Genomic DNA, 17,705 nt, shown 5'->3' on the forward strand with positions numbered 1-17,705 from the left:
ACCCCCGGCAGTGAGGCCGGTGGCCCGAGGAGTTACACGTGACCAGCACAGTGCCCGACAAGTCAGGAGCCGGAGCGGCTCATCCCGAGCATCTCGGACATGTCATCTTCATCGCGGCCGCGGCCGCGATGGGCGGGTTCCTCTTCGGCTACGACAGTGCCGTGATCAACGGAACCGTCGAAGCCATCCGAAGCCGGTACGACGTGGGCTCGGCGGCGCTGGCCCAGGTCATCGCCATCGCGCTGATCGGCTGCGCCATCGGCGCGGCGACCGCGGGGCGCATCGCCGACCGCATCGGACGCATCCGCTGCATGCAGATCTCGGCCGTTCTCTTCACGATCAGTGCCGTCGGATCCTCGCTGCCCTTCGCCCTGTACGACCTGGCCTTCTGGCGTGTCATCGGCGGCTTCGCCATCGGTATGGCCTCCGTCATCGGCCCCGCCTACATCGCCGAGGTCGCACCGCCCGCCTACCGCGGACGCCTGGGCTCCTTCCAGCAGGCCGCGATCGTGGTCGGCATCGCCATCTCGCAGCTGGTCAACTGGGGCATCCTGAACGCCGCGGACGGCGACCAGCGTGGTCAGCTGATGGGCCTGGAGGCCTGGCAGGTCATGCTCGGCGTGATGGTCATCCCGGCCGTCCTCTACGGTCTGCTCTCCTTCGCGATCCCCGAGTCGCCGCGCTTCCTGATCTCCGCGGGCCGGGACGCGCGCGCCCGTGAGGTGCTCAAGGAGGTCGAGGGCGACAAGATCGACCTCGACGCGCGAGTCGCCGAGATCGAGCACGCCATGAAGCGCGAGCACAAGTCGACCTTCAAGGACCTGCTCGGCGGCAGCTTCTTCTTCAAGCCGATCGTCTGGATCGGTATCGGCCTGTCGGTCTTCCAGCAGTTCGTCGGCATCAACGTCGCGTTCTACTACTCCTCGACGCTGTGGCAGTCGGTCGGCGTCGACCCGACGGACTCCTTCTTCTACTCGTTCACCACGTCGATCATCAACATCATCGGCACCGTGATCGCCATGATCTTCGTCGACCGCATCGGCCGCAGGCCGCTCGCCCTCATCGGCTCCGTGGGCATGGTCGTCGGTCTCGGCTTCGAGGCCTGGGCCTTCTCCTTCGACCTCGTAGACGGCAAGCTGCCGGCCACCCAGGGCTGGGTCGCCCTGATCGCCGCCCACGTCTTCGTCCTCTTCTTCGCCCTCTCCTGGGGTGTCGTTGTCTGGGTCTTCCTCGGCGAGATGTTCCCGAACCGGATCCGCGCCGCCGCGCTCGGCGTCGCCGCCTCCGCGCAGTGGATCGCCAACTGGGCCATCACCGCGAGCTTCCCGTCGCTGGCCGACTGGAACCTCTCCGCGACCTACGTGATCTACACGGTCTTCGCCGCGCTCTCCATCCCCTTCGTCCTCAAGTACGTGAAGGAGACCAAGGGCAAGACGCTGGAGGAGATGGGCTAGGCCTCGCAGGCCACGCCCACCCGGAACTCGGGGAGAAGGGCCAAACCCCCGCTGCCCCTCTCCCCGTACTCGTGAGAGACGCACCGCCCCGGCTCGGCCTTCGAGGCCCTGAGCCGGGGCGGTGCGTTTTCGGCCCCCTGAGCCCTCTGCCTCCTCAGTCCTTGAGGCGGGGCAGGACGCTCTCGCAGAACAGGTGCAGGCTGCGCCAGCCCTCGTCGACGGGCATGCCGCCGGACAGCGGGTGCAGGACGTAGTTGTCGAGGTGGTGCGCCACGCACTCGTCCGGCGTGAGAATCCGGTAGACGCCCTCGGCACGCAGCTCGTCCACCGTCGTGGCCGCCGACTTCACCGCCGAGCGGATGTCGCCAGACTGCCAGGAGGCGTACGTCGCGGCCTCGTGTAGGAAGTGCGCGCCGTACTCGGCCCAGGCCCGGTCCGGGTCCTCGGCGATGTGCAGGAGCGGGGTCTCGGCCGACGGCATCATGGTCCAGCCCTCGGTGCCGTGCTCGATGAGCTGCTCCTTGTAGTACGCCTCCAGGTCGGGAAGGTGGGCGCTGGGGAAGAAGGGCAGGCCCAGGCGCGCCGCCCGCCGTGCCGCCGCCTTCGAGGAACCGCCGACCAGCAGCAGGGGGTGCGGATCGGAGAAGGGCCGCGGAGTCACCCGTACGGTCCTGCCCCGGTACTCGAACTCCTCGCCGGTCCAGGCCTTCAGCACCGTCTCCAGAAGTTCGTCCTGGAGTTTGCCGCGCCGCTTCCAGTCGACGTCGAAGAGGGCGTACTCCTCGGGCCGGTAGCCGATTCCCGCGACGGTGACCAGGCGTCCGCCGCTGAGCAGATCGAGCACGGCGACGTCCTCGGCCAGGCGCAGCGGGTCGTGCAGCGGGCCGATGATCGCCGACACGGTGACCGCGATGTGCCGGGTCGCGCCGAAGACCGCGCCCGCGAAGGTGAACGGCGACGGCAGCCAGTTGTTGGGGACGCCGTGGTGTTCCTCGGTCTGCACGGTGGTGATGCCGCGGTCGTCGGCGTACGCGGCCATCTCGACCGCCGCCTTGTAGCGGGCGCTCAGTGACGCGGGGGTGGCGCCGGGGTCAACAAGGTTGAAGCGTACGACGGTTACGGGCATGGGAGCCCCCCTTCGGGTGTGGTGGGGGACGGTAGCTGACGGTGCGTCAGACGGCCATAGGGGGCGCGCTCGGGCTGTGTCACAGCCCACCTCGTGGGCCATGACACACCCCGGGGACGCTGTGCGCCCCCGACGCACCCCACCGACACCGGGTGGCGTTGTGACTCCGGCCTCAAGGCTTCCCGCCCACGCGTGGCAGAGCGGCGGACCGGCCCGGCCCGTGGGGGCACACAGCCCGCGCCGACAACGAATGGCCGGGTGCGAGGTCACGCATACTGGAGTCGTTATGGAAATCGTCATCCTTGCTGTAGTCATCGCCGTGGTCGTGATCGGCGCGCTCGGCGGGCTCGTCGTCGGCAGCCGCAAGCGGAAGCTGCCCCCGCCGCCGCCCGCCGCCCCCGACATCACCGCCCCCCCGGCCGAGCCGCATGTCGGCGACGAGGCCGAGACGCCGCGCGACGAACCGCGCCGCACGATCGAGGAGGTGGATCTTCCGGGCTCCGACGCGTCGGCGTCGGCCCCCGTCGCTGTCGAGGAACCCCCCGCGGCCCCCGAGATCGAGGTCCCGGAACCGTCCGCGGGACGCCTGGTGCGGCTGCGCACCCGGCTGTCCCGCTCGCAGAACGCGCTCGGCAAGGGGCTGCTCACGCTGCTCTCGCGCGAGCACCTCGACGAGGACACCTGGGAGGAGATCGAGGACACGCTGCTCACCGCCGACGTCGGCGTGCAGCCCACCCAGGAGCTGGTCGACCGGCTGCGTGAGCGCGTGAAGGTGCTCGGCACCCGTACGCCCGTCGAGCTGCGGGCGCTGCTGCGTGAGGAGCTGCTCACGCTGCTCGTCCCCGAGTTCGACCGAGAGGTCAAGACCGACTCGAACCTCGACACCCCCGGCATCGTGATGGTCGTCGGGGTCAACGGCACCGGCAAGACCACCACGACCGGCAAGCTCGCGCGCGTGCTGGTCGCCGACGGCAAGAACGTCGTCCTGGGTGCCGCCGACACCTTCCGTGCCGCCGCCGCCGACCAGCTCCAGACCTGGGGCGACCGTGTGGGTGCCCGCACCGTGCGCGGTCCCGAGGGCGGTGACCCCGCCTCGATCGCGTTCGACGCGGTCAAGGAGGGCATCGAGGCGGGCGCCGACGTCGTCCTCATCGACACCGCGGGCCGGCTGCACACCAAGACCGGGCTCATGGACGAGCTCGGCAAGGTCAAGCGCGTCGTCGAGAAGCACGCTCCGCTGGACGAGATCCTGCTCGTCCTCGACGCCACCACCGGGCAGAACGGTCTCGTGCAGGCCCGTGTCTTCGCCGAGGTCGTCGACATCACCGGCATCGTGCTCACCAAGCTCGACGGCACGGCCAAGGGCGGCATCGTCATCGCGGTGCAGCGCGAGCTGGGCGTCCCGGTCAAGCTGGTGGGTCTGGGGGAGGGGGCGGACGATCTGGCGCCGTTCGAGCCGGAGGCGTTCGTGGATGCCCTTATCGGAGAATAGGGCAGGTATCGATTTCAGTATCCGCCACGAAGAGGCGCCCGCCCCAAGGTGCAGTCGGGAGCGGGCGCTTCGTCATGTGAGCCCATGGCGAGCGCGGCTGAGCCCACGGTGTGGACGGTTACGCGCGCGACCGGTGTGCCACGTACGCCAGTGTCCCGAGCAGCAGCCGCGCCTGGGGCGGCTTGGTCGCCGAGTCCAGGTCGGGGGAGCGCAGCCAGCGGACCGGGCCGAGGCCGGCGCGGTCGGAGGGCGGGGCGGTGATGTGCGCGCCGGTGCCGAGGCCGTGCAGGTCGAGGGAGGCGTCGTCCCAGCCCATCCGGTAGAGCAGCTGGGGCAGTTCGGGCGCGGAGCCGGGGGCCACGAAGAAGTGTGCGCGGCCGTCGGAGGTCGCCGTCACCGGTCCGAGGGGGAGCCCCATCCGTTCGAGCCGGAGGAGCGCCCGGCGCCCGGCGGCCTCGGCGACCTCGATCACGTCGAACGCGCGGCCGACCGGCAGCATCATGGCGGCACCCGGGAAGTCGGCCCAGGCCTCGGTCACTTCGTCGAGGGTGGCGCCGGCCGGGATCGACGGCGCGAAGTCCAGCGGATGCGCGCCCGGTGCCGGACAGTCGGCCCTGCCGCAGGAGCACGCCCCCGCGGCGGCCCGGGCACCCGGGACCACGTCCCATCCCCACAGGCCGGTGAACTCCGCCACCGCCGTGCACTCCGACAAACGGCCGCGGCGCCGTGAGCCGGGCCGGAGTTCTCTCGTCCCCCGACTGCTGCCGATCGTGAAGCCCATGCCCCCTCCAACGGGTCCGATCCACCGGTGGTTACGTGCTGGAATCGGAACGTGACCCTGTGTTCCCGACTTCCCCGGTGCCGCCCGGTCCAGGCGGCGCTAAGTAGTGCTCCGGGTAGTGCACTAGGCGTCACGCGCCCCGGCGTACATCGCTCCGCCCACTCCCAGCCATGCCGTGTCAAGTGAATCGCGCGTGGACGATACGGAGTTCATTCGAAGGGGTGGCGAATGGTGGCGTTTCCGCGATCGCCATGGCCGGAGGGGTGATCGTAGGATTACTTTGAGTACACGAGTCCTGGGGACGTGTGCACTCGTGGGTATGCCAAGGGCAAGTCGGCTTCCCGTTCGAAGGGTGAGAACTACCGGACGGGCAGCCGTATTTACCGGCATTCTGATAGGGCTTGGCGCACGCGGCGTACAAGTGGTCTCAGGGATGGGGGCGTTCCAGTGGGCGGCAACGGCGGAGGGACGAACGCTGACAAGCGCCCCAATGAGCTGCTCGGCTCATGGTTCGTGCGCAGCGGCTGGTCCAAGGGCGAACTCGCACGGCAAGTAAACCGCAGGGCCCGCCAGTTGGGGGCCAACCACATCTCCACGGACACCTCACGGGTGCGTCGCTGGCTGGACGGGGAGAACCCGCGCGAGCCGATCCCGCGGATCCTCTCCGAGCTGTTCTCCGAGCGGTTCGGCTGTGTCGTCGCCGTCGAGGACCTCGGACTGCGCGCCGCCCACCAGTCACCTTCCGTGTCCGGCGTCGACCTGCCCTGGACGGGCCCGCAGACCGTCGCGCTGATCAGCGAGTACTCCCGCAGCGACCTGATGCTGGCGCGGCGCGGCTTCCTCGGCAGCTCGCTCGCCCTCGCGGCGGGACCGGCCCTCATCGAACCCATGCAGCGCTGGCTCGTGCCGTCGCCCGCCACGCCGCGTGCGGAGCCCGAGCCCACCACCTCGGTGCGCCGCGGCCGGCTCTCCACGCCGGAGCTGGACCTCCTGGAGTCCACCACCGTGATGTTCCGGCAGTGGGACGCCCAGTGCGGCGGCGGACTGCGCCGCAAGGCGGTCGTCGGGCAGCTGCACGAGGTGACGGACCTCCTCCAGGAATCCCAGCCCGCCGAGACGAACAGGCGCCTGTTCAAGGTCGCCGCGGAACTGGCCGAGCTCGCGGGCTGGATGAGCTACGACGTCGGGCTCCAGCCCACCGCGCAGAAGTACTTCGTCCTCGCCCTGCACGCCGCCAAGGAGGCGGGTGACAAACCCCTCGGCTCGTACGTCCTGTCCAGCATGAGCCGCCAGATGATCCACCTGGGCCGGCCCGACGACGCGCTGGAACTCATCCACCTCGCGCAGTACGGAAGCCGCGACTGCGCGAGCCCGCGCACCCAGTCCATGCTGTATGCGATGGAGGCCCGCTCGTACGCCAACATGGGCCAGCCCGGGAAGTGCAAGCGCGCCGTCCGGATGGCCGAGGACACCTTCGCCGACGTGCACGAATGGGACGACCCGGACCCCGACTGGATCCGCTTCTTCTCCAAGGCCGAGCTGTACGGCGAGAACTCCCACTCCTACCGCGACCTCGCCTATGTCGCCGGGCGCAGCCCCACCTACGCGTCCATGGCCGAGCCCCTGATGCAGCAGGCCGTCGACCTCTTCGCCGAGGACTCCGAACACCAGCGTTCGTACGCACTGAACCTGATCGGCATGGCCACCGTGCACCTCCTCCAGCGGGAGCCCGAGAAGAGCGCGGTCCGCGCCACGGAAGCCATGTCGTACGCCAGGAAAGTGCGCTCGGAGCGCGTCAACACTCGTATCCGAAAGACGGTCGACACGGCGGCCCGGGACTTCGGGGACCTCGCCGAGGTCGTCGACCTCACCGCCCAGCTCGCCGTCGACCTGCCCGAGACCGCCGAGGCGGTCTGACAGAGGCCGCGCGAGCGGTCCCGTCCCAGTACCCCGGCCGCGGCCGGCCGTCCCGAACAGCCCGACTCGGCTCCCCCGTGCCAGGTCATCGGACGGCCCGTCGCGGCCGGCCTGTCTCCGTCCGGGGAAGGTTGCGCCACGATAACGATCGCTCCGCGCGGTCTCAGGCAGTTCATCGAGGCGTAACACACGAGGTGCCTTCGTCACTGCGGCGAAACATCGAGGGGTGCCGACCGAAACCGCGCTGCGCCAATGTCATGGCGCATAACCGGCCCACCCCTCACGCCCACTTCAGGCTTCGCCCGCACGGGGCCGTACCAACCGACGAGGAGACGCCGATGGCACCAGCCATCACCCTTGCCGCAGATGCACCCACGCTGTCTGCCGCCAACACAGGGTTCATGCTCATCTGTTCCGCCCTGGTGCTGATCATGACACCCGGCCTGGCCTTCTTCTACGGAGGCATGGTCCGGGTCAAGAGCACCTTGAACATGCTGATGATGAGCTTCATCAGCATCGGGATCGTCACCATCCTGTGGGTGCTGTACGGCTTCTCCCTCGCCTTCGGCACCGACAAGGGCTCGCTGATCGGCTGGACCTCCGACTACGTCGGATTCAGCGGCATCGGCAGCACGGACCTCTGGGACGGGTACACGATCCCGATCTACGTCTTCGCCGTCTTCCAGCTGATGTTCGCGATCATCACGCCCGCCCTCATAAGCGGTGCGCTCGCGGACCGCGTGAAGTTCGTGTCCTGGTGCCTCTTCGTCACCCTGTGGGTCACGGTCGTGTACTTCCCGGTCGCGCACTGGGTGTGGGGCACCGGCGGCTGGGCCTTCGACCTCGGCGTGATCGACTTCGCGGGCGGTACGGCGGTCCACATCAACGCCGGTGCGGCCGCGCTCGGCGTGATCCTCGTCATCGGCAAGCGGGTCGGCTTCAAGAAGGACCCGATGCGCCCGCACAGCCTCCCGCTGGTGATGCTCGGCGCCGGTCTGCTGTGGTTCGGCTGGTTCGGATTCAACGCGGGCTCCTGGCTCGGCAACGACGACGGTGTCGGCGCGCTGATGTTCCTCAACACGCAGATCGCCACCGCCGCCGCCATGCTCGCCTGGCTCGCCTACGAGAAGATCCGCCACGGCGCGTTCACCACGCTGGGCGCCGCCTCCGGCGCGGTCGCCGGTCTGGTCGCGATCACCCCGTCCGGCGGTGCGGTCTCCCCGCTCGGCGCGATCGCCGTCGGCGCCATCGCCGGTGTGCTGTGCGCCATGGCGGTCGGCCTGAAGTACAAGTTCGGCTACGACGACTCGCTCGACGTCGTCGGTGTCCACCTCGTCGGCGGTGTCGTCGGCTCCCTGCTCATCGGCTTCTTCGCCTCCGGCAAGGGCCAGTCCGACGTCGAGGGCCTCTTCTACGGCGGCGGCCTCGACCAGTTCTGGAAGCAGTGCGCCGGCGTCTTCGCCGTCCTCGGTTACTCCCTCGTCGCCTCCGCGATCCTCGCCTTCCTGATCGACAAGACGATCGGGATGCGGGTCAGCGAGGACGAGGAGGTCGCGGGCATCGACCAGGCCGAGCACGCCGAGACCGCATACGACTTCAGCGGCGCCGGCGGTGGCTCGGGCTTTACTTCCTCGACGACCGCCACTGCGGGCACGGCCAAGAAGGTGGACGCATGAAGCTCATCACCGCCGTCGTGAAGCCTCACCGGCTCGACGAGATCAAGGAGGCCCTCCAGGCCTTCGGAGTCCATGGTCTGACGGTCACCGAGGCCAGCGGCTACGGTCGGCAGCGGGGACACACCGAGGTCTACCGTGGTGCCGAGTACACCGTCGACCTGGTTCCCAAGATCCGCGTCGAGGTGCTGGCCGAGGACGAAGCCGCCGAGGGCCTGATCGACGTCATCGTCAAGGCGGCCCGTACCGGCAAGATCGGTGACGGCAAGGTCTGGTCGATCCCGGTCGACACCGCAGTCCGGGTCAGGACCGGCGAGCGCGGCCCGGACGCGCTCTAGAGAAACGACGCGCTCGCAAGAGACGGGCTCTGAGGAGACGACGGGCTCCGAAGAGACAAAGAAAGACAGGAGTCGCTGGGTGACGAGTACGGACACACGTACGGAAGCAGAGGACTCGGGACCCAGCGGCTATGCGGCGGCCCGGCTGCGCCTTCTCCAGGGGGAGGCGCAGTCCGGGCCGCCGCGCCGTACCGCTCTCGCCGAACTCACGGACGAATGGCTCACCGGCCTCTTCGACGCCGGCAGCGAGGCGCCCCGCGGTGTCTCCCTGGTCGCCGTCGGCGGCTACGGCAGAGGCGAGCTCTCCCCGCGCAGCGACCTCGACCTGCTCCTCCTGCACGACGGCAGCGACTCCGGCGCGGTCGCCGCCCTCGCCGACCGCATCTGGTATCCCGTCTGGGACCTCGGTCTGGACCTCGACCATTCCGTCCGTACGCCCACCGAGGCCCGCAAGACCGCGAGCGAGGACCTCAAGGTCCAGCTCGGCCTGCTCGACGCCCGGCACATCGCCGGCGATCTCGGCCTCACCGCCGGACTGCGTACGGCCGTCCTCGCCGACTGGCGAAACCAGGCGCCGAAACGTCTCCCCGAACTCCAGGAGCTGTGCGCCGAGCGGGCCGAGCGCCAGGGCGAGCTGCAGTACCTCCTCGAACCGGACCTCAAGGAGGCGCGCGGCGGACTGCGCGACGCCACCGCCCTGCGCGCCGTCGCCGCCTCCTGGCTGGCTGACGCGCCCCGCGAGGGCCTCACCGACGCACGCAGGCGCCTCCTGGACGTCCGCGACGCACTCCACCTGGCCACCGGACGCGCCACCGACCGCCTCGCGCTCCAGGAGCAGGACCAGGTCGCCGCGGAACTGGGGCTGCTGGACGCCGACACCCTGCTGCGCCAGGTGTACGAGGCTGCCCGCGTCGTCTCGTACGCGAGTGACGTGACCTGGCGCGAGGTCGGCCGCGTGCTGCGTTCCCGTGCCGTGCGTCCGCGCCTGCGCGCCATGCTCGGCGGCGGTGCCAAGCCCGCCGCGGAGCGCTCACCGCTCGCGGAGGGCGTGGTCGAGCAGGACGGCGAGGTGGTGCTCGCACGCGCCGCGCGGCCCGAGCGCGACCCGGTGCTCCCGCTGCGCGCGGCGGCCGCGGCGGCGCAGTCGGGACTTCCGCTCTCCCTGCACGCCGTACGGCGCATGGCGGCCGCCGTACGCCCGCTGCCCACGCCCTGGCCCGCCGAGGCACGCCAGGAGCTCGTCACCCTCCTCGGCTCGGGCCGCCCGACCATCGAGGTCTGGGAAGCCCTGGAGGCGGAGGGTCTGATCACCAGGCTGCTGCCCGACTGGGAGCGCGTGCGCTGCCGGCCGCAGCGCAACGCCGTACACATCTGGACCGTGGACCGCCACCTCATCGAGACGGCCGTCCGCGCCTCCGAACTCGCCCGCCGCGTGGGCCGGCCCGACCTGCTCCTCGTCGCCTCCCTGCTGCACGACATCGGCAAGGGCTGGCCCGGTGACCACTCCGTGGCGGGCGAGATCATCGCGCGGGACGTGGCCGCCCGGATCGGCTTCGACCGCGCGGACGTGGCGGTGCTCGCCACCCTCGTACGTCACCATCTGCTCCTCATCGACACCGCGACCCGGCGCGACCTCGAGGACCCGGCCACCGTCCGCGCGGTCGCCGAGGCAGTCGGCTCGCAGGGCACCCTCGAACTGCTGCACGCGCTCACCGAGGCCGACGCGCTGGCCACCGGGCCCGCCGCCTGGTCCTCCTGGCGGGCCTCCCTCGTCGCCGACCTGGTCAAGAGGGTCTCCGCCGTGTTCGCCGGTGACGTCCCCGAGGAGCCCGAGACCGTGGCGCCGACGGCCGAACAGGAACGGCTCGCGATCGAGTCGTTCCGGACCGGCGGGCCCGTGCTGTCGCTGCGCGCCCAGACCGAGCCGGTCGACACCGAGGCCGTCGCCGCGTCCGCGGCGCAGGACCCGGAGCCGCTGGGTGTCGAGCTCCTCATCGCCGTACCCGACCAGCCCGGCGTCCTCCCCGCCGTCGCGGGCGTCCTCGCCATGCACCGGCTGACCGTCCGCACGGCCGGACTGCGCGCCCTCGACCTGCCCGACGGCGTGGCGGGCTCGGTGCTGCTGCTCGACTGGCGGGTCGCCGCCGAGTACGGCTCCCTGCCGCAGGCCGCCCGGCTGCGCGCCGACCTCGTACGCGCACTGGACGGCTCCCTCGACATCGCGGCCCGTCTCGCCGAGCGGGACGCCGCCTACCCCAGGCGCCGGGGCACGATCGCCCCGCCACCCCGGGTGACCGTCGCCCCCGCGGCATCACGCCATGCCACGGTCATCGAGGTCCGCGCCCATGACGCCCCCGGCCTGCTGCACCGCATCGGGCGGGCGCTGGAGGAGGCGAACGTACGGGTGCGCAGCATGCATGTGTCCACGCTGGGCGCGAACGCCGTGGACGCCTTCTACGTGACGGGGGCGAAGGGCTCGCCGCTGCCTGGGGAGGAGGCGGCTTCGGTGGCCCGCGGGCTGGAGGAGATGCTCCGGGGGTGATTCCGGACGTGGTCGTAGGATCGAGGGATGCGCCCGGGTGCGAGGGGTGCCTTCAAGCTCGTACGAACGCGGTGGAGACCCTTCCGCGCGCGGCCAGATACCCTGGAGGGCGATTCCCATCGCCCCCGACCCCTGAGGACAGACGAGCGCCGTGTTCGATACTCTCTCCGATCGCCTCTCAGCGACGTTCAAGAACCTGCGGGGCAAGGGCCGGCTGTCCGAAGCTGACATCGACGCCACCGCACGCGAGATCCGTATCGCGCTTCTCGAAGCGGACGTCGCCCTGCCGGTCGTGCGGACCTTCATCAAGAACGTCAAGGAGCGCGCGCTCGGTGCCGAGGTCTCCAAGGCGCTGAACCCGGCCCAGCAGGTCCTGAAGATCGTGAACGAGGAACTCGTCACGATCCTCGGCGGCGAGACCCGCCGCCTCCGGTTCGCCAAGAACCCGCCCACCGTGATCATGCTGGCGGGTCTCCAGGGCGCGGGCAAGACCACGCTCGCGGGCAAGCTCGGCAAGTGGCTCAAGGACCAGGGCCACTCCCCGCTGCTCGTCGCCGCCGACCTCCAGCGCCCCAACGCCGTGACCCAGCTCAGCGTCGTCGCCGAGCGCGCGGGCGTCGCCGTCTACGCGCCCGAGCCGGGCAACGGCGTCGGTGACCCGGTCAAGGTCGCCAAGGACTCCATCGAGTTCGCGAAGACGAAGGTCCACGACGTCGTGGTCGTCGACACCGCGGGCCGCCTGGGCATCGACCAGGAACTGATGCGGCAGGCCGCGGACATCCGCGACGCCGTCTCGCCGGACGAGATCCTCTTCGTCGTCGACGCGATGATCGGCCAGGACGCGGTCAACACCGCCGAGTCCTTCCGCGACGGCGTCGGCTTCGACGGTGTGGTGCTCTCCAAGCTCGACGGCGACGCCCGAGGCGGTGCCGCCCTCTCCATCGCGTCGGTCACCGGCAAGCCGATCATGTTCGCGTCGAACGGCGAGAAGCTCGACGACTTCGACGCCTTCCACCCGGACCGGATGGCCTCCCGCATCCTCGACATGGGTGACCTGCTCACCCTGATCGAGCAGGCGGAGAAGACGTTCAGCCAAGAAGAGGCCCAGCAGATGGCCTCCAAGCTGGCGTCCAAGAAGGGCCAGGACTTCACGCTCGACGACTTCCTGGCCCAGATGGAACAGGTCCGGAAGATGGGCAGCATCAGCAAGCTGCTCGGCATGCTCCCGGGCATGGGCCAGATCAAGGACCAGATCGCCAACATCGACGAGCGCGATGTCGACCGCATGGCCGCGATCATCAAGTCGATGACCCCGGCCGAGCGCCAGGAGCCGACGATCATCAACGGCTCACGCCGCGCCCGTGTCGCCAAGGGCTCCGGTGTCGACGTCAGCGCGGTCAAGGGCCTGGTCGAGCGCTTCTTCGAGGCCCGCAAGATGATGGCCCGGATGGCCCAGGGCGGCGGCATGCCGGGAATGCCCGGGATGCCGGGCATGGGCGGCGGCCCCGGCCGCGCAAAGAAGAAGCAGAAGCAGGCCAAGGGCAAGCAGCGCTCCGGCAACCCGATGAAGCGCAAGCAGGAAGAGGCGGACGCCGCGGCGCGCCGCGAGGCCGGCGGCCAGCCGGGCGGCGCCCCCGGCCTTCCTCAGCAGGGCGGCCAGAACTTCGAGCTGCCGGACGAGTTCAAGAAGTTCATGGGCTGACGGTTCGTCGCGTACGGGCTGTCTTCTCGTACGGTGCCGGGGGCGCCCCTCGTGTTCGGGGGGCGCCCCCGGTGCGTCGCCGGGGCGCCCCCTGCGGGTGCTGGCGCCTCTTTCCTGTCGTAACGTCCGGATATGAGCAACCCTGTGCCGCCGCGCAAGGCTGACAAGCCGTGGCGTTCCGAAGGCACTCCGCCGGAACCGACACCGCCGGCCTCCGGCAAGCGGAAGATGCCGGGTGGCTGGGGCGGCCTCATCCTCACCGCCCTCGTCGTGTATCTCATCGCCAACCTGGTGCTGTCCTTCTTCAATGAGGGCGACGAACCGACGATCTCGTACACGGAGTTCAGCAAGCAGGTCGACGCCGGCAACGTCACCAAGATCTACTCCAAGGGCGACGCGATCCAGGGCCAGCTCAAGAACGGCCGGGACAACCCGGAGGGCGACGGGAAGTACACCAAGTTCAAGACCCAGCGGCCGTCCTTCGCCGACGACCAGCTCTGGGAGGACCTGGAGAAGCACAACGTCACGGTGACCGCCGAACCGGTGGTCCAGCAGCGCAGCTTCCTGTCCAACCTGCTCATCTCGCTCGCGCCGATGCTGCTGCTCGTCGTCCTGTGGATCTTCATCGCCCGGCGGATGAGCGCGGGCATGGGCGGCGCGGGCGGCATGCTCGGCCGTAAGGCACCGCCGAAACCGGTCGAGCTGGAGCCCGGCACCGAGCGCACGACCTTCGCCGACGTGGCCGGGATCGACGAGGTCGAGGGCGAGCTGAACGACGTCGTGGACTTCCTGAAGAACCCCGACGAGTACCGGAAGATGGGCGCCAGGATGCCCCGTGGCGTGCTGCTCGCCGGTCCTCCCGGTACCGGCAAGACGCTGCTGGCGCGGGCGGTCGCGGGGGAGGCGGGCGTGCCGTTCTTCTCGGCCTCGGCGTCGGAGTTCATCGAGATGATCGTGGGTGTGGGCGCCTCCCGGGTCCGGGAGCTGTTCGCGGAGGCCCGCAAGGTGGCCCCCTCCATCATCTTCATCGACGAGATCGACACGATCGGGCGGGCACGGGCCGGCGGCTCCGGAATGGGCGGCCACGACGAGCGCGAGCAGACCCTGAACCAGATCCTCACCGAGATGGACGGCTTCTCGGGCGCGGAGGGCGTGATCGTCATCGCGGCGACGAACCGCGCGGACATCCTGGACCCGGCGCTCACCCGGCCCGGCCGCTTCGACCGTGTCGTCAACGTCTCGCCGCCCGACCGCGCCGGCCGCGCGGCGATCCTGGAGATCCACACCCGCGGGATTCCGCTGGCCCCGGACGTGGATCTGGTCCGGATGGCCCGTTCGACGCCGGGCATGACCGGTGCCGATCTGGCCAACCTCGCCAACGAGGCCGCACTCCTCGCGGTCAAGCGCAAGCAGGACCAGGTCACGCAGGCGGACCTCTCCGAAGCGCTCGAAAAGGTCCAACTGGGCGCCGAACGCCCCCTGGTGATGCCCGACGAGGAACGCCGCCGCACCGCCTATCACGAGAGCGGCCACGCCCTCCTCGGCATGCTCCAGCCGGGCGCCGACCCGGTCCGCAAGATCACCATCGTGCCGCGCGGCCGCGCCCTGGGTGTCACGCTGTCCACCCCGGACGCGGACCGGTACGCGTACACGGAGGAGTACCTGCGCGGTCGCATCATCGGCGCCCTGGGAGGCATGGCCGCCGAACACGTCGTCTACGGGGTCGTCACCACGGGGTCGGAGAACGACCTGGAGCAGGTCACGAACCTCGCGCGCGGCATGGTCGCCCGCTGGGGAATGAGCGAACGGGTCGGCCGCCTCTCCGCCCTCCCGAACGACGTCCAGCAGGCCTACGGCCTCGCCGCGGCCCCCGCCACCCTCGACTCGATCGACCACGAGATGCGGCGCATCGTCGACGGGTGCTACGAGGAGGCGTGCGGGAAACTCCGCGACCACCGGGGGCAGTTGGACGCCCTCGCCGAGGCGCTGCTCGCCAACGAGACCCTGGAGGAGGCGGACGCGTACCGGATCGCGGGGATCACGCGTCTGGCGAAGGAGGCGTAGCCGGGCCCGGTCCTCAGTTCGTGCGGGCGATCAGGTACCGGAAGACGTTCGGCATCCACACCGTTCCATCGTGCCGCTGATGCGGGTGCAGTGCTTCCCGGAGCTCCTTGTCGACCTGGTTCGCGTCCGTGGCGCCGACCGCCGCGTCGAACAGACCGGTCGACAGCAACCCCCGCACAGCGCTGTCCACGTCGGCGTACCCGAACGGACAGGCGACCCGCCCCGACCCGTCCGGCCTGAGCCCGGCGCGCTCGGCGACCTCCTCCAGGTCGTCACGACGGGCCGGCCGCCAACGGGCCGCCCTGCGCGGCGGATCGGCCGGCTTGGTGGCGACCCGCAGCACGGACGAGGTGGCGCAGCGCTCCGGCGGACCCCAGCCGGCGAGCACCACGGGCGTTCCCCGCTCGACGAGCGGTGTCGCGGAGTCCAGGAGTTCGGTGAGCCCTTCGGAGTCGCCGGCCACGCATCCGATGGGTTCGAACGCGGTGACGAGGTTGAACGCGGGTGCCGTCGATTCGGCCACGTCCTCGGGGGTGCCGTCGACGAGCCGGGTGTCGGCACGCGCGCGCGTGCCGAACGTCCGTGGCAGTAACCGCTCCCGGGCGAGCGCCACCCGTTCGGGCGACCTGGAGTCGACCCCGGTTACCGCGGCGCCCCGGGAGGCCGCCATCAGGAGGGCGAGCCCGGAGCCGCAGCGCAGACCGAGGAGCCGTGTTCCGGCGCTCACTTCGAGTCGTTCGTAGACGGCCTCGTGGAGCGGCACAAGCATCCGCTCCTGGATCTCGGACCAGTCACGCGCGCGTGCACACGGGTCCACCCGGGGTACTGCCCCCGCGTGAGGTAGGTGCTGCCGCACGAGCGTAGGTGTCATCGAAAGCGCCCCAATCCGCCGAGAGTTGCCGCTGTGCCTCGTTCCCCTGGGCCCCCGTAGCAGTGCGTCGCACTTCCCCCGTAAGCCAGGTAACTCCGCGCCCGACGTGTCGTCCAGGGTTTGCGGCGCCCGGTTTGTGCGCGGGGTGTGCACTCGGTAAGAATTCACATCCCGGCAACGTGTGCCCGTACCATCGCGCCATGGCCAAGGCACCTGTTCTCACACCCCAGGCGGACGACTTCCCGCGCTGGTACCAGGATCTGATCAACAAGGCCGAGCTGGCCGACAACGGTCCGGTGCGCGGCACCATGGTCATCCGGCCGTACGGGTACGGGCTGTGGGAGCGGATGCAGCAGGAGATGGACGCCCGGATCAAGGAAGCGGGTGCCCAGAACGCGTACTTCCCGCTCTTCATCCCGCAGTCCTACCTGACGAGGGAGGCCGAGCACGTCGAGGGTTTCGCCCCGGAGCTCGCGGTCGTCACGCACGGCGGCGGCAAGGAGCTGGAGGAGCCGATCGTCGTCCGCCCCACCTCCGAGACGATCATCAACGAATACTTCTCCAAGTGGGTGCAGAGCTACCGCGATCTGCCGCTGTTGATCAACCAGTGGGCGAACGTGGTCCGCTGGGAGATGCGCCCGCGGGTGTTCCTGCGTACGACGGAGTTCCTGTGGCAGGAGGGGCACACCGCCCACGCCACGTTCGAGGACGCCCGGGACTACGCCGCGCACATCCACGAGAAGGTGTACGCCGACTTCATGGTCAACGTCCTCGGGATCGACGTCGTACTCGGCCGCAAGACGGCGAGCGAGCGGTTCGCGGGAGCCATCAACACCCTCACGCTCGAGGCGATGATGGGCGACGGCAAGGCCCTGCAGATGGGCACCAGTCACGAGCTCGGGCAGAACTTCGCGAAGGCCTTCCACACCCAGTACCTGTCCGCGGACGGGAAGCAGGAGCTCGTCTGGCAGACCTCCTGGGGGTCCTCGACCCGCATGCTGGGTGGCCTGATCATGTCGCACGGTGATGACAACGGGTTGCGGGTGCCGCCCCGGCTGGCCTCCGTGCAGGCCGTCGTCCTCGCGATCAAGGGTGATGACGCGGTTCTGGCCAAGGTCCGCGAAATCGGCGCTCGGTTGAAGGCGGCGGGTGTACGGGTGCAGGTCGACGACCGCACGGACACGCCTTTCGGGCGGCGCGCCGTCGACTGGGAACTCAAGGGCGTGCCCGTACGTATCGAGGTCGGCCCCCGTGACCTGGAGAACGGCACCGCGATGCTGGTCCGTCGTATCCGTGGCGGCAAGGAGCCGGTCGCGATCGACGCCCTCGCCGGCCTGCTCCCCGCCCTCCTGGAGGAGGACCAGGCCCTGCTCCTCGAGCAGTCGCGCACCCGGCGTGAGTCCAGGACGGCGGAGGTGTCGACGGTCGAGGAGGCCGTCGAGGCGGCCGTGGCCGGCGGCTGGGCGCGGATTCCGTGGGCCGACCTCGGCGAAGAGGGCGAGGCCCGACTGGCCGAGCACGCGGTGACCGTACGGTGTCTGATCGCCGCGGACGGGTCGGTGCCCGACTCCGACGATTCACCCGGTAACGTCGCTGTCGTGGCCCGCGCGTACTAGGTTCGCCCAAGCGCGACCGAAACGCCTCTTGCGCATCTGATGACCGCAGTTGACCCGTAGCGCGGATCTCGTCTACGCGCAGGGGCGTACGGGTGTCTACGTACCGGCTAGGCATGAACTGTGAGGCTT

At 70.1% G+C, this 17,705-nt stretch carries 12 protein-coding genes; 9 read left to right on the forward strand and 3 right to left on the reverse strand.

The window, feature by feature from the left end:
* The first annotated feature begins 38 nt into the window (after window positions 1-38).
* Window positions 39-1,454, forward strand: coding sequence for a sugar porter family MFS transporter (locus ACIBLC_RS20130; protein ID WP_399212362.1), 1,416 nt, complete (start codon window positions 39-41; stop codon window positions 1,452-1,454).
* 154 nt (window positions 1,455-1,608) lie between these two features.
* Here the strand turns inward: ACIBLC_RS20130 and ACIBLC_RS20135 are convergent, their stop codons facing one another.
* Complete coding sequence (locus tag ACIBLC_RS20135; RefSeq protein WP_399212363.1) at window positions 1,609-2,580, reverse strand: LLM class flavin-dependent oxidoreductase; 972 nt, start codon at window positions 2,578-2,580, stop codon at window positions 1,609-1,611.
* A gap of 286 nt (window positions 2,581-2,866) precedes the next feature.
* Here ACIBLC_RS20135 and ftsY point away from each other — a divergent pair, with 286 nt between their 5' ends.
* Window positions 2,867-4,072 (forward strand): signal recognition particle-docking protein FtsY, encoded by a 1,206-nt coding sequence (gene ftsY / locus ACIBLC_RS20140; protein WP_399212364.1) that lies wholly within the window; start codon window positions 2,867-2,869, stop codon window positions 4,070-4,072.
* Window positions 4,073-4,190: 118 nt separating this feature from the next.
* On the opposite strand, the gene ACIBLC_RS20145 is transcribed toward ftsY, so the two are convergent.
* The gene (locus tag ACIBLC_RS20145; RefSeq protein WP_399212365.1) at window positions 4,191-4,853 is read right to left on the reverse strand and encodes a bifunctional DNA primase/polymerase; all 663 of its coding nucleotides are present in this window, start codon (window positions 4,851-4,853) and stop codon (window positions 4,191-4,193) included.
* Window positions 4,854-5,300: 447 nt separating this feature from the next.
* On the opposite strand from ACIBLC_RS20145, the gene ACIBLC_RS20150 reads away from it, so the two are divergent.
* The 6 genes from ACIBLC_RS20150 (at window position 5,301) to ftsH (ending at window position 15,089) form a co-directional block, all read left to right on the forward strand.
* Window positions 5,301-6,770: a hypothetical protein gene (locus ACIBLC_RS20150; protein ID WP_399212366.1), complete on the forward strand. Its 1,470-nt coding sequence runs from the start codon at window positions 5,301-5,303 to the stop codon at window positions 6,768-6,770.
* A 338-nt stretch (window positions 6,771-7,108) separates the two neighbouring features.
* Window positions 7,109-8,446, forward strand: coding sequence for an ammonium transporter (locus tag ACIBLC_RS20155; RefSeq protein ID WP_399212367.1), 1,338 nt, complete (start codon window positions 7,109-7,111; stop codon window positions 8,444-8,446).
* Window positions 8,443-8,781 (forward strand): P-II family nitrogen regulator, encoded by a 339-nt coding sequence (locus ACIBLC_RS20160; RefSeq protein WP_399212368.1) that lies wholly within the window; start codon window positions 8,443-8,445, stop codon window positions 8,779-8,781. The genes ACIBLC_RS20155 and ACIBLC_RS20160 overlap by 4 nt, the downstream gene beginning before the upstream one ends.
* Window positions 8,782-8,860: 79 nt before the next feature.
* The gene (locus ACIBLC_RS20165) at window positions 8,861-11,323 is read left to right on the forward strand and encodes a [protein-PII] uridylyltransferase (RefSeq protein WP_399212369.1); all 2,463 of its coding nucleotides are present in this window, start codon (window positions 8,861-8,863) and stop codon (window positions 11,321-11,323) included.
* Window positions 11,324-11,474: 151 nt separating this feature from the next.
* Window positions 11,475-13,025 (forward strand): signal recognition particle protein, encoded by a 1,551-nt coding sequence (gene ffh, locus ACIBLC_RS20170; protein WP_399212370.1) that lies wholly within the window; start codon window positions 11,475-11,477, stop codon window positions 13,023-13,025.
* Between the two features lie 132 nt (window positions 13,026-13,157).
* Window positions 13,158-15,089, forward strand: a complete 1,932-nt coding sequence (gene ftsH, locus ACIBLC_RS20175) for an ATP-dependent zinc metalloprotease FtsH (protein ID WP_399212371.1) — start codon at window positions 13,158-13,160, stop codon at window positions 15,087-15,089.
* A gap of 13 nt (window positions 15,090-15,102) precedes the next feature.
* On the opposite strand, the gene ACIBLC_RS20180 is transcribed toward ftsH, so the two are convergent.
* Window positions 15,103-15,960 (reverse strand): SAM-dependent methyltransferase, encoded by an 858-nt coding sequence (locus tag ACIBLC_RS20180; protein ID WP_399212372.1) that lies wholly within the window; start codon window positions 15,958-15,960, stop codon window positions 15,103-15,105.
* Between the two features lie 200 nt (window positions 15,961-16,160).
* Here ACIBLC_RS20180 and proS point away from each other — a divergent pair, with 200 nt between their 5' ends.
* The gene (gene proS, locus ACIBLC_RS20185) at window positions 16,161-17,576 is read left to right on the forward strand and encodes a proline--tRNA ligase (protein ID WP_399212373.1); all 1,416 of its coding nucleotides are present in this window, start codon (window positions 16,161-16,163) and stop codon (window positions 17,574-17,576) included.
* Window positions 17,577-17,705 lie beyond the last annotated feature (129 nt).

It is taken from the genome of Streptomyces sp. NPDC050535, from assembly GCF_044457665.1.
Classification (GTDB): Bacteria; Actinomycetota; Actinomycetes; order Streptomycetales; family Streptomycetaceae; genus Streptomyces.

Bases quoted from the DNA above. Each gene is read 5' to 3' on its own strand.
- ACIBLC_RS20135 (WP_399212363.1), bottom strand. From the start codon at position 2,580: ATGCCCGTAACCGTCGTACGCTTCAACCTTGTTGACCCCGGCGCCACC.
- ftsY (WP_399212364.1), top strand. From the start codon at position 2,867: ATGGAAATCGTCATCCTTGCTGTAGTCATCGCCGTGGTCGTGATCGGC.
- ACIBLC_RS20145 (WP_399212365.1), bottom strand. From the start codon at position 4,853: ATGGGCTTCACGATCGGCAGCAGTCGGGGGACGAGAGAACTCCGGCCC.
- ACIBLC_RS20155 (WP_399212367.1), top strand. From the start codon at position 7,109: ATGGCACCAGCCATCACCCTTGCCGCAGATGCACCCACGCTGTCTGCC.
- ACIBLC_RS20160 (WP_399212368.1), top strand. From the start codon at position 8,443: ATGAAGCTCATCACCGCCGTCGTGAAGCCTCACCGGCTCGACGAGATC.
- ftsH (WP_399212371.1), top strand. From the start codon at position 13,158: ATGAGCAACCCTGTGCCGCCGCGCAAGGCTGACAAGCCGTGGCGTTCC.
- ACIBLC_RS20180 (WP_399212372.1), bottom strand. From the start codon at position 15,960: ATGACACCTACGCTCGTGCGGCAGCACCTACCTCACGCGGGGGCAGTA.
- proS (WP_399212373.1), top strand. From the start codon at position 16,161: ATGGCCAAGGCACCTGTTCTCACACCCCAGGCGGACGACTTCCCGCGC.